Annotated in this window: 11 protein-coding genes; 3 read left to right on the forward strand and 8 right to left on the reverse strand. The window is 70.8% G+C overall.

Annotated features, from left to right (window positions below):
- Positions 1 to 35: 35 nt before the first annotated feature.
- Both ncot_RS16640 and ncot_RS16645 read left to right on the forward strand, forming a co-directional pair.
- Positions 36 to 947 carry an ATP-binding cassette domain-containing protein gene (locus tag ncot_RS16640; RefSeq protein WP_168618607.1) on the forward strand — a complete coding sequence of 304 codons (912 nt, stop codon included), beginning with the start codon at positions 36 to 38 and terminating at the stop codon, positions 945 to 947.
- Positions 944 to 1,840 (forward strand): ABC transporter permease subunit, encoded by an 897-nt coding sequence (locus tag ncot_RS16645; RefSeq protein ID WP_168618608.1) that lies wholly within the window; start codon positions 944 to 946, stop codon positions 1,838 to 1,840. The genes ncot_RS16640 and ncot_RS16645 overlap by 4 nt, the downstream gene beginning before the upstream one ends.
- A 56-nt stretch (positions 1,841 to 1,896) precedes the next feature.
- Here the strand turns inward: ncot_RS16645 and ncot_RS16650 are convergent, their stop codons facing one another.
- Positions 1,897 to 2,418, reverse strand: coding sequence for a GNAT family N-acetyltransferase (locus ncot_RS16650; protein WP_240937945.1), 522 nt, complete (start codon positions 2,416 to 2,418; stop codon positions 1,897 to 1,899).
- The gene (locus ncot_RS16655; RefSeq protein WP_168618609.1) at positions 2,411 to 2,851 is read right to left on the reverse strand and encodes a hypothetical protein; all 441 of its coding nucleotides are present in this window, start codon (positions 2,849 to 2,851) and stop codon (positions 2,411 to 2,413) included. The genes ncot_RS16650 and ncot_RS16655 overlap by 8 nt, the downstream gene beginning before the upstream one ends.
- Positions 2,852 to 2,958: 107 nt before the next feature.
- Between ncot_RS16655 and serC the strand changes: the two genes are divergently transcribed.
- A complete protein-coding gene (serC, locus tag ncot_RS16660) occupies positions 2,959 to 4,077 on the forward strand; it encodes a phosphoserine transaminase (protein WP_168618610.1) in 1,119 nt (372 codons plus the stop codon).
- Between the two features lie 70 nt (positions 4,078 to 4,147).
- On the opposite strand, the gene ncot_RS16665 is transcribed toward serC, so the two are convergent.
- The 6 genes from ncot_RS16665 to ncot_RS16690 all read right to left on the reverse strand — a co-directional run bounded on the left by ncot_RS16665 (position 4,148) and on the right by ncot_RS16690 (position 11,745).
- Positions 4,148 to 4,645, reverse strand: coding sequence for an O-acetyl-ADP-ribose deacetylase (locus ncot_RS16665; RefSeq protein ID WP_168618611.1), 498 nt, complete (start codon positions 4,643 to 4,645; stop codon positions 4,148 to 4,150).
- A 71-nt stretch (positions 4,646 to 4,716) separates the two neighbouring features.
- On the reverse strand, positions 4,717 to 5,697 hold the full coding sequence (locus ncot_RS16670; RefSeq protein ID WP_168618612.1) for an esterase-like activity of phytase family protein: 981 nt from the start codon (positions 5,695 to 5,697) through the stop codon (positions 4,717 to 4,719).
- Positions 5,697 to 6,908 carry an SAM-dependent methyltransferase gene (locus ncot_RS16675; RefSeq protein WP_168618613.1) on the reverse strand — a complete coding sequence of 404 codons (1,212 nt, stop codon included), beginning with the start codon at positions 6,906 to 6,908 and terminating at the stop codon, positions 5,697 to 5,699. Before ncot_RS16675 ends, ncot_RS16670 begins: the two co-directional genes overlap by 1 nt.
- Before the next feature lie 195 nt (positions 6,909 to 7,103).
- The gene (locus tag ncot_RS16680; protein WP_240937946.1) at positions 7,104 to 9,995 is read right to left on the reverse strand and encodes an FAD-binding and (Fe-S)-binding domain-containing protein; all 2,892 of its coding nucleotides are present in this window, start codon (positions 9,993 to 9,995) and stop codon (positions 7,104 to 7,106) included.
- Positions 9,992 to 10,480 (reverse strand): DUF1648 domain-containing protein, encoded by a 489-nt coding sequence (locus ncot_RS16685; RefSeq protein ID WP_168618614.1) that lies wholly within the window; start codon positions 10,478 to 10,480, stop codon positions 9,992 to 9,994. The genes ncot_RS16680 and ncot_RS16685 overlap by 4 nt, the downstream gene beginning before the upstream one ends.
- On the reverse strand, positions 10,477 to 11,745 hold the full coding sequence (locus tag ncot_RS16690; RefSeq protein ID WP_168618615.1) for a hydroxyacid-oxoacid transhydrogenase: 1,269 nt from the start codon (positions 11,743 to 11,745) through the stop codon (positions 10,477 to 10,479). Before ncot_RS16690 ends, ncot_RS16685 begins: the two co-directional genes overlap by 4 nt.
- Positions 11,746 to 11,752: the final 7 nt, after the last annotated feature.

An 11,752-nucleotide genomic window follows, 5' to 3' on the forward strand; every position in this document is an offset into this window, starting at 1 on the left:
CGTCCCGGCGCGGGATCCGCGGCAACCTCGGAGCCATGAGCGAGAACGTGGTGGAGACCAGGGAGCTGACCAAGGAGTACGGCGACCGGCTGGCCGCCGACAAGGTCAGCATGACCGTGCGGCGCGGCGAGGTCTACGGATTCCTCGGCCCCAACGGCGCCGGCAAGACGACGACCCTGAGGATGGTGCTGGGGCTGGTCCGACCGACCTCCGGATCGGCCACCGTGCTCGGCAACCCCGCGGGCACACCCGCGGTGACCGCTCGCATCGGTGCGCTGATCGAGGGACCCGGCTTCTTCCCCTACCTGTCCGGTCTCGAGAACCTGCGGGTGATGGCGCGCTACCGCGGCCTGCCCGGGTCGGCGGCTGCCGCTGCGCTGGCCAGGGTCGACCTGGCCGGCCGCGGCAACGACAAGTTCACGTCGTACTCGCTCGGGATGAAGCAGCGCCTGGGCGTCGCCTCGGCGCTGATGGGCGAGCCCGACCTGATCGTGCTCGACGAGCCCACCAACGGGCTGGACCCCGCCGGCATGGCCGACATGCGGGCGCTGATCGTGGAGCTCGCCCGGGGTGGCCAGAGCGTGCTGCTCTCGAGCCACCTCCTCGACGAGGTCCAGGAGATCTGCGACCGCGTCGGCGTGATCAACCGGGGCCGGCTGTTGCGGGAGTCGACGGTGGCCGACCTGCGCGGCAGCACCCACATCACCCTCGCCGCCCACCCTGTCGACGACGCGCTCGCGGTCGCCATGAGGGCGGCCGGCGAGGACGGCGTACGCCTGGTCGGCGAACGGATCGAGCTCGACCTGGCCGACTCCGCCGCACCCGCGCTGGTTCGCGACCTGGTCGCCGCCGGCATCGACGTCCACGCGATCGGCAGCTCCGAACGCAGCCTCGAGGACGTCTTCTTCGAGATGACCACCACGCCCGAGATGGAGTCCCTGTCATGAGTGCCCCGACCAACCCGGCCACGTCGTCCCACCCGACCCGGAGCATCAACGGCCTGGTCACCAGCACCCGCGCCGAGCTGCTGCGGCTGCGCAGGTGGCCCGCGGTCTGGGTGACCGTCGGCGCCTGGCTCGCACTGAGCCTGATGTTCGGCTACGTGTTCAACTACGTCAGCTACACCAGCGGTTCCAACGACTTCAGCAACGAGGGCACCACGAAGGCGATGCTGCTGGCCCAGATGATGCCGAGCAACGTGCCTGACGTGCTCGTCCAGGGCATGCCGATGTTCGGCGGGACCCTGCTGATGGTGCTCGGGGCGATCGTGGCCGGCAACGGCTACGGCTGGGGCACCTGGAAGACGATCTTCACCCAGGGGCCCTCGCGCCTGTCGGTGGTCGGTGGGTCGATGGCTGCCCTGACCGTGTTCGTGGTCGGCATCCTGGTGCTCTCGCTGCTCTTCGACCTCGCATGCTCGCTGGCGATCGCCGGGATCGAGTCACAGGCCGTGACCTGGCCCGCGTTCGGTGACGTGGCCACCTCGGTGGGCGCCGGCTTCCTCGTCCTGGAGATGTGGGCGTTGGCCGGCTACCTCCTCGGCACGGTGGCCCGCGGCCCGGCGCTCTCAGTCGGTCTCGGCCTGGTCTGGGCGCTGGTCGTCGAGAACCTGCTCCGCGGCGTCGGGCAGTTGCTCGACCCGGTGGAGGCGTTCACCCACGTGCTGCCCGGCACCGCCGCCGGGTCGCTGGTCGGCGCGATCATGGGTACCTCCGACGACGGCACGCCCGGGGTCCTCGACGTCATCTCGGGCACCCGGGCCACCTGGACCGTGGCGGCGTACGTCGTGGTGTTGCCGCTGCTGGCCGGCTGGCTGGTCCGCCGCCGCGACGTCTCCTGACCCCGCGAACGGGCAGTTCTTGCTGCGCGAACGGGCAATTCTTGCTGCGCGAACGGTCAGTCCTCGACAGCTGAACAGGCAGTCCTTGCGGTGGCGTCGCCCAGGCGCTTGGCGAAGCACCGGCTCAACGGCGAGTCACGGTAGTGGCCGAAGCCGGGGACCCGTGTGTAGCCCGAGGTCTCGTAGAGCGCGATGGCCTCGGGCTGCATCATGCCGGTCTCGAGGATCGCGACCTCGGCGCCACCGGTGGCCGCGGTTGCCTCCAGGTGCGCAAGCATCCGCCGGGCGAACCCACGTCCACGAGCCACCGGGACGACGTACATCCGCTTGATCTCGGCGGTGACACGCGTCCCGAGGGCGAGTACGTCGTCGCGTCGCCGCCAGGCACCTGACGCGACCGGCTCGCCGTCCAGCCGACCCACGAAGAAGCTGCCCCCGGGCGGCTCGAACATGGCCGGGTCGAGCGGGGTGTCGTCGCGCCCGCCGTACCGTTCCACGTACTCGAGCTGGACCTGCTCGATCAGCCGGACCGCGTCACCGTGGCCGAAGCCGACCCGATCGATGACCAGCTCAGGCAAGCCGGTCTCCGCAGGCATCACAGAATGTCGCCTCCGCATCGTTGCGCACCCCGCACCTGCTGCAGGACGGACCGGCGTGGTCCTCCGGAGGCGCCCCGGGAGTCCTGCCCAGGTGGCCCACGCCCTGGCCGTCGGTGAGGTACTCCAACGAGTCCTTGGCCACGGGCATGACCTCCCCCGCGGCGTAGCGCGCGGCGGCGCCCCCGAAACCGGCGTTGAGGCAGACCCCCGCAACGATCAGCAGCGGCAGCGCGGCGAAGAAGAGCATGAAGTTGGGCGTCTCCGGGACGAACGATTCGTCGCCCATCGTGCTGGCCACGTCCTTCGCGAAGAGGACGAGCAGGAGCACGAACCCGAGCAGGGCGAGGACTCCGACGACGCGGAACACGGTACGCAGCGTGCCCTGCTGGGCGAACCCGGGATTCGCAGCCATTGCTGGACTCCATTCGTCGTCGGTTGAGTCGGGTGACACAATAGGGCTTCGCTGACAGCGTGGTCAGGAAACACACCCCCTGAACGACACAGATGAGGTTGTCACCCGTGACCGACATCAAGATCCCCGCTGACCTGCTGCCCGCCGACGGCCGTTTCGGCGCCGGGCCCTCCAAGATCCAGACGTCGCACCTCGACGCGCTCGCCGCCACCGGCGACAAGCTGCTCGGTACGTCGCACCGCCAGGCGCCGGTGAAGGACACCGTGGGCCGGGTGCGCGAAGGACTGGCCTCGCTCTTCGAGCTGCCCGACGGCTACGAGATCGTGCTCGGCAACGGAGGCGCGACCGCTTTCTGGGACATCGCCACCTTCGGCCTGATCCGCGAGAAGAGCCAGCACCTCACCTTCGGTGAGTTCTCCTCCAAGTTCGCCAAGGCCGCGAAGAGTGCCCCGTGGTTGGCCGACCCGTCGGTGATCGAGGCACCGACCGGCTCGCGTCCCGACCCGGTGGCCGAGGAGGGCGTGGACGTCTACGCCTGGGCCCACAACGAGACCTCGACCGCCGTGATGGCCCCCGTCGTCCGCCCCTCGGGTGCTGCGGACGACGCCCTGGTGCTGGTCGACGCGACCTCCGGTGCCGGCGGCCTGCCGGTCGACCTGAACGAGGTCGACGCCTACTACTTCGCCCCGCAGAAGTGCTTCGCCTCCGACGGTGGCCTGTGGATCGCCGCGATGTCGCCGCGGGCGCTGGCCCGGGTCGACGAGATCGCGGCGACCGACCGCCACGTGCCGGCGTTCTTCGACCTGCCGACCGCGATCGACAACTCGAAGAAGAACCAGACCTACAACACCCCGTCGGTGGCCACGCTCTTCCTGATGGCCGAGCAGCTGGACTGGATGAACGCCAACGGCGGCCTCAAGGGCATGGTCGAGCGCACGACTGCCTCCTCCGACGCGCTCTACGGGTGGGCCGAGAATACGACCTACACGACGCCGTACGTCGAGAACCCCGAGCACCGCTCGCTGGTGATCGGCACCATCGACTTCGACGAGGCGATCGACGCTGCGGCGATCGCCAAGGTGCTGCGCGCCAACGGCATCGTCGACACCGAGCCCTACCGCAAGCTGGGCCGCAACCAGCTGCGCATCGCGATGTACCCGGCCGTCGACCCGGCCGACATCGAGCAGCTCACCCGTTGCATCGACCACGTCGTCGCCGCGCTCTGATCCAATCTCCTCGATAGTCCCCAACGTCTGGCAGGTGGATCATCCGCGATCACCTGCCGCACGTTGGGGACTATCGGGAGATGGCGGCGGCGATCTGGTCGTACGTCGAGTGGTTGAACGCCACCATCCGGGCCTCGTCGACCTCGGTCGGGGTGGCCCGCAGCGTCTCCACGGCGGCCCGGATCGCGTCCTCGCGCGGCCAGCCGTAGACGCCGGCACTGACCAGCGGGAAGGCCAGGGTCCGTGCACCGAGCTCGTCGGCCACCTCGAGTGCCCGGCGGTAGCACGAGGTGAGCAGGTTGCGGTCGCGCTGCCCGGCGGTGAAGTTGGGCCCGACCACGTGGATCACCCAGCGGGCCGGCAGCTCCCCGGCGATCGTCCACCCCGCCTCACCGGTGTCCATCCCCTCAGGGAAGCGACGCACGCAGTCCTCCAGGATCACCGGCCCGCCCGCCCGGTGGATCGCACCGTCCACACCTCCACCACCGCGCAGGTGTCGGTTGGCGGCGTTCACGATCGCGTCGACCTGCTGCTGGGTGATGTCTCCCTCGACCACGGTGATCTCCATGGTCCGAGTGTGCACCCTCGCTGTTTCCCTGTCAGGGGCCGCGAGCGGTCACCCGAGCCAGGAGAGCCAAGTCAGCGGGGTCGCAGCGACCGCACCAGCACGATCAGCATGACCACGCCCACCAGGCCGCCGATCACCCAGGGGAAGACCTCGGGATCGTCCGTCTCGCCCTGGTCCTGTGACTCCGCGGTCTCCCCCGGGCTCGAAGCCTCGCTCGGCGTCGCCGTCGGGGACTCACTCGGCTCAGTGCTCATCGCCTGCTGGATCTTCTTCGGCAACGTGATCCGCAGGACCTCGGCGTGCACGCCCTCGGAGCTGAGGTAGATCCGGCCGTCGGGAGCCACGGCGATGCCCTCTCCCTGCTGCTGCCGGGGCAGGTCGACGGTGCCCACCACCTCCAACGACGGGAACCGGTAGACCACCGCACGGCTGTAGGTCCGCACGACCAGGTGCTTCCCGTCGGGGAAGAAGGCTCCGTCGGTGACCAGGCCCGGAGCCGCACCCAGTGTCGTGAGCCGGTTCGGAGCGGCGGTGCGCAGCGTCTTCGGCGCGACGTAGAACTGGCCGCCGAGGACACCCTTGGACACGACGTAGAGCCGTCCCGTGGTCGGGTGCGCCAGCAGCGCCTCGGCATCGCGCGGGCCGTCACGGAACTCGAGCGGGTAGGTCGTGCCCGAGACCGTCGCGTCGGCCGGGCCGACGGGAATGCGCGTGACGGAGATGTCGTGGCGCTTCCCGAGGTTGTCGCCGATGTCTGCGACCCAGACCTGCCCACCTCTGGCGGGCGCCATCGCCTCGACGTCCGCGGCCGCGCCTCCCCAGCTGATCGTGCCGAGGGTGGCTCCGGTGTCAGGGTCGACGGTGAAGACCCGTGCACTGTCGCCGGAGTCGTTGGTGGTCACCATCAGGTCGCCGGTGGCGATCAACGCGCTGGACTCGAGGATGGCCGGGTCCTGGAACCGGAACACCACGTCACGGTCGGCTGCTGAGGCACTCAGCGCGCCCATCAGGAACGGGGCAGCGATCGCCGCCGCGACGAGGACTCGCCGCATCACACCGCCACGAGCTCGGCCAGCTTCGGGTGCACGCCCCACATCGCGACGAGGTCGTCGTACTCCTTGCGGACGCTGCCGCCCTTGACCCGGCCGCTCGTGCGTACGGCGCGGAGCAGGGTGTTGCGCGGAGTGTGCTGGCTCTCGACGAACTCGACCACGTCGACCTTGTAGCCCAGCAGCCGCAGGATCGAGGCACGCAGGGCGTCGGTGAGGGTGTCGGCGAAGCGCTCGCGCAGGATGCCGTGCCGGGTGAGCATCGAGTACGGCGCGGGCGTGGGGTTCTTGCGCAGCTGCGCGGAGATGTCGTGGTGGCAGCACGGAGCCGCCAGCACCAGCGAGGCCTCCCACTCGACTGCGCGCGCCAAGGCCTCGTCGGTGGCGGTGTCGCAGGCGTGCAGGGCCAGCGCGACGTCGGGCGCCCGGTCGAGCCGGGCGCCGGCGATCGACCCGACCACGAAGTCGGTGCTCCCCGAGATCCCCAGCTCACCGGCCACGCCCGCGTTGTGACGGGCGGACTGCTCCTTCACGTCGACGCCGATCAGGTGCACCGGCAGGCCGCGGACGTGGCTGAGGTAGCGGTGGGCCGCGAAGGTCAGGTAGGCGTTGCCGCAACCCAGGTCGACGATGCGCAGCGGGTCCTCGGCGCTGGGCTTGCGCAGCGCGCCCTTGCCGATCGCGTCGGTGATCGAGGCGTCGAGCAGCCGCAGGAACTCCTCGACCTGGCGGTACTTCGCCTGCCGGGTCGGCTTGGTCCGACCCTGCGCGTCGGAGATGCCGAGGGCGACCAGGACGGGGTCGTCCTCCGGCAGCAGGCGCTGCTTGGCCTTGTCGTGCTCACGCTCGGCCTCCACCTCGGCGTCACGGGCACTGGTGTGCACCATCGCCTCGAGCTTCTTGGTGACCCGGATCTGGTGCTGCTCGGTGGTGGTCTCGACGTGCCAGTTGGCGAACGGCTGGTCGAGCAGGTCGTCCACCGCGTCGCGGGCGTCGTCACCGACGTGGTTGGACGTGTGTGCCTGGGTGTCGTCGTAGGCGGTGACCTGCAGGTGGCGGCCGGACTTCAGGTCGACGTAGCGCAGCTCGACCCGCTTCCACCTGGTCTCCTGGCCGCGTTGTCGTCCGGACGCCACTGCTCGGACGAGCACCTGGTCGTCGAGGACCAGCGCACGCATGCGGGACAGGGCACGCAGGAGGGGCTCGGCGGCCATCACTTCACCAGCGCGGCGACGACGACCACCAGCAACAACGCCACCAGCGCCAGCGGAATGACAAGACGGCGGTAGCGGGGATTCATGCCCCAATCCTACGGCCGTCCCTCCCCCCGCCGGGCAACGCGGTGTTCCGGCCGCTTCCCACCCGGCGCATCGCCCGGGAAGTGACAACGGCACCGCACGCGGGCAGCCTCAGGGGGCCTGCCGGCGTGAGGCGAGCAGCTCGGCCAGGTGCAGGGCTCGTACGCCGACCAGGTCGTCGAGCTGGATCCGGCACGACATCCCGTCGGCCAGCACGACCGCGCCCGGAGCAGCAGCGCGTACGGCGGGAAGCAGCGCGTGCTCGGCGATCGCCACCGACGTCTCGTAGTGACCCTTCTCGACGCCGAAGTTGCCGGCCAGGCCACAACATCCACCGACCCTGGTCACCGAGGCCCCGGCCCGGCGCAACAGGGCCTCGTCGGTCTCCCAGCCGAGCACCGACGCGTGGTGGCAGTGCGGCTGCGCCACCACCTCGACCCCGGTGAGGTCCGGTGGGACCCAGTCGATCGAGGTGAGGAACTCGGCCAGGGTCAGCATCCGTCCACCGACCGATCCTGCGCCGGGCACGAGCTCGGCCGCGTCGGAGCGCATCGACGCCAGGCAGGAGGGCTCCAACCCGACCACCGGCACCCCCGAATCGACGTAGGTCCGCAGCGTCGACACCGCCCTGGAGACGATCTTCCGGGCTGCGGTGAGCTGACCCGTGGTGATCCAGGTGAGTCCACAGCAGGCGGGCTCGTCGATCACCCGGACCCGCAGTCCGGCCCCCTCCAGCAGCTCGATCGTCGCCAGCCCCGACTCGGGGGCGAAATGGTCGGTGAACGAGTCCGCCCACAGCCACACGTCCGGGACGTCATGCGTTGTGGTCGCTCCGGGCGCCGCGACGTATGACGCTGCGGAGGCTCGCAGGGTGCGAGACGCGAAGGCCGGCAGCCCACGCCTCTGGTCGATCCCGGCGACCGACTTGGCCAGGCGAGCCAGCGGTCCGGCTCGCAACGCCAGGTTCAGCGCCGGTGCCACCCGGGCGGTGAGTCGCGCCCATCGGGGCAGGCGACCGAGGGCGTAGTGGCTGCGCGGGCGCGGCTTTCCGGCGTACTGCTGGTGAAGCACCTCGGACTTGTACGTCGCCATGTCGACCCCGGTGGGACAGTCCCGGGCGCATCCCTTGCAGGAGAGGCAGAGGTCCAGCGCCTCGGAGACCGCAGGGTCGGTCAACCCGGCGACGAGCGAGCCGTCCAGCGCTTCCTGCAACACCCTGGCCCGCCCGCGGGTGGAGTCCTTCTCGTCGCGGGTGGCGGCCCAGGACGGGCACATCACGCCACCGGACGGGGCGTTGTCGGCCAGGCACTTGCCGACCCCGGTGCACCGGTGCACGGCTGCGCCCAAGGAGCCGTCGTCGTGGGCCAGGGCAAGCAGCGGCCGCACCCGCGCCACCGGACGAGCCGGGCGCAGGTCGGCATCGAGAGGAGCGGGGTCGACCAGCACCCCCGGGTTGAGCAGGTTGTCCGGGTCGCAGATGCGCTTCACCTCGGCGAACAGCGCGAGCGAGGTGGCGTCGTACATCATCGGCAACAGCTCGGAGCGGGCCCGGCCGTCACCGTGCTCACCCGAGAGCGAGCCGCCGTGGGCACGCAACGCCACCGCCGAGTCGGTCAGGAACGAGCGGAACCGGGCCCCCGCATCGTCGAACTCGAAGTCGATGCGCACGTGCACGCAGCCGTCGCCGAAGTGCCCGTAGGGCACGCCGTCGAGACCGTGGTGGCGCAACAGCTCGTCGAAGTCGCGCAGCCAGGCACCGAGGTGCTCGGGCGGCACTGCCGCGTCCTCCCAGCCGGAGTACGCCGGCCGGCCGAGGCTGCGGGCAGCGAGCCCCGCACCGTCCTCACGGATCCGCCACAGCGCCGCTTGCTCGTCCGGTCGGACCACCAACCGGTGACCGAGGGCATCGACCGCACGGACCACCTGGCCGGCAAGCGCCTCCGCCTCTGCCGGCGACGGGGCCCCCAGCTCGACGAACAGCCAGCCCGCACCGCGCGGCAGGTCGGGCACCGGCCGTCCCGCGTCCCGCACCACGTCGACGATGCGGGCGTCGAGCCCCTCGCAGGCCACCAGGCCCGGCGTCCGGAGGAGCGCGGGCACGGCGTCCGCGGCCTCGGGCATCGACGGGAAGCCGAGCACGACGAGGAGGGTCGCGGGCGGCTCGGCGACCAGCTCCACGGTGGCTGATCGCACCAGGGCCAGCGTGCCCTCGGAGCCGACCAGGAACCGGTCGAGGCGTCGACCGTGCTCAGGCAGAAGGTGCTCGAGGGAGTAGCCGGAGACCTGGCGTCCGAACCTGCCGAACTCGGTGCGTACGTGGCCCAGGTGCGCATCCACCATCCGGGCCAACGCACCTCCGGCCACGCTGGCGTCGACCTCGCCGACCGACCCCGTGCTCAGCGACTCGCCGGTGCCGAGCACGACGTCGAGGCCTGCCACGTTGTCCGCCGTTCGTCCGAAGCCGAGGGCACGCGAGCCGCAGGCGTTGTTGCCGAGCATGCCGCCGATCGTGCAGCGGGTGTGCGTCGACGGGTCGGGACCGTAGCGCAGGCCGAGGGGCGTGAGCTCTCGCTGCAGCTGCGCGTGGACGACGCCCGGCTCGACGCGTGCGGTGCGGGCCTCCGGGTCGATCGCCAGGATGCGGTTGAGGTGCTTGGAGGTGTCGACGACCAGACCCGGACCCACCGCGTTCCCGGCGATCGAGGTGCCCGCACCACGCATGGTCACCGGTGTTCCGGTCTCGCGTGCGGCCTCGAGGACCGCCGGCAGCTCGTCGGTGTCGCGCGGCCGCACGACCGCCCGGGGCACCACCCGGTAGAGCGACGCGTCGGAGGAGTACAACGCCCGGTCCAGGGTGGTGGTGGAGACGTCGCGCACTCCACGCCTGCGCAACGCGGCCAGCAGCGCGTCGGAACGGGCTGCGTCGGAACGGGCTGCGTCGGAACGGACGGTCCCGGAACGGGCGGCTTCGGCCCGGTCGGCGTCGGACATCGCGTGGCTCACGGGTTCTCGGGTCGGTAGCGCGAGGTGTACATGAAGACCACCTGTCCGGTCACCGCGATGAGGAACCCGAAGAGCGTCACCCACCCGAAGGTGCCCATCGACGGCTTCGCGTCGTCGGCGACCTTGATGGTGATCGCCAGCATGCAGGTCATCAGCGTCATCGTGCAGCCGCCGATCCAGGCCAGGTCGTTGGCCAGCATGCGACGCAGTCGGTCGGAGTTCTCGGGCTGAGTCCACCAGGACTTGTGGGGGATGTTGAGGTGCTTCAGGGAGCCGCGGGCGAACACCCGGATGAACAGTGCGAGGAGCACGGCCAGCCCCAGACCGGCTCCGGCCATGCTGAGCACGGCGACTCCGCGGGGCTGGAAGCGGTCCCCGGCGCCGGTGGCGTCGAAGTGCACGGGCACCTGCTCCGGATAGGCGAAGGCAGCCACGACGAGCGCGACGACGTAGGCCAGCACCGAGACTCGGAAGAACCAGATCACCAGTGCTCCATCGAGCTGGTGAAGATGGCGGCCAGGTCGTCAGCCGTGGCCTCACGGGGAGCCGTGGCGAGCAGGCGCTGCTGCTTGAGGGTGCCGTCGACCAGGTCCTCCACGTCGGCGTTGCCGTAGCCGACCTCGGCGAGGCCGTTCGGCAGGCCGATGTCGCGCATCAGGGTGTTGAGGACGGTGGGGAGGGTGTCGGGACCGGCCGACGTGTCGGCGGCCGGGTCGAGCAGGCGCGCGGCGGCGAGGTGACGCTCCGGCGAGGCCTCGAAGGTGAACCGGAAGGCCTCGGGGGCGGTGAGCGCGACCGCCATGCCGTGGGGCACCATCGCCTCGTCCTGCGGATATCCCTCCGGCCGGAAGTCACGCACCCGGCCCGCGATCGGGTAGGCGTTGGCGTGCGGGATGTGCACCCCGGCGTTGCCGAACCCCATGCCGGCAAACGTCGCAGCCAACGCCATCTGCTCCCGCGCGACGACGTCGTCCCCGTGGTGCACGGCAGTGCGGAACGCTCCGGCCAGCAGTGACAGCGCCTTCTCCGACCACACGTCCGCGATCGGGTTGGCCCCGCAGTAGGGGACGCGCTCGGCGGCCTGCTTGGCCGGGAAGTCGGCGTACCAGCGGGCGGTCCAGCTCTCCAGGGCGTGGCACAGGATGTCCATGCCGGCGGCGGCGGTGACCATCGGCGGTTGGGTGAGGGTGAGGGCGGGGTCGATGACCGCCATCGTGGGACGCAGCCGCGGATGGCTGATCCCTGTCTTGACCTTGAGGGAGAGCACGTCGAGGACGCAGATCGTGGTGCTCTCACTGCCGGTGCCGGTGGTCGTCGGCACCGCGATCAGTGGCTTGAGCGGGTGGGCCGGCGACAGGGCCCGGCCGACCGGGGCGTTGATGTAGTCCATCAGCTCGCCGTCGTTGCTGCCGAGCAGGTTGACTGCCTTGGCGGTGTCGATGGCGGAGCCACCGCCCACCGCGACGTAGGCGTCGAACGGGCCCTCCGACCGGCCGAACTCCACCGCGCCGGCCAGGCTCTCGTCGGTCGGCTCGACGTGGGCGTCCTCGAAGACGACCACCTCGATGCCGGCCGCGGCGATCTGCTCGGCGATGCGGGCCGGGTGACCGGTGGCGGCGACGCCCGGGTCGGTGACCAGCAGCACCCGGTGGGCGTCGTACTGCTCGAGGTCATGACCGATCTCTGTGGAGGACCCGCTGCCGAACTTCAGCGCGGGCGCTCCGTAGGTGAAGACTGTCTCAGCCACCATGCCAATC

The sequence above is a fragment of the Nocardioides sp. JQ2195 genome, assembly GCF_012272695.1.
In the GTDB taxonomy this organism is placed as follows: domain Bacteria; phylum Actinomycetota; class Actinomycetes; order Propionibacteriales; family Nocardioidaceae; genus Nocardioides.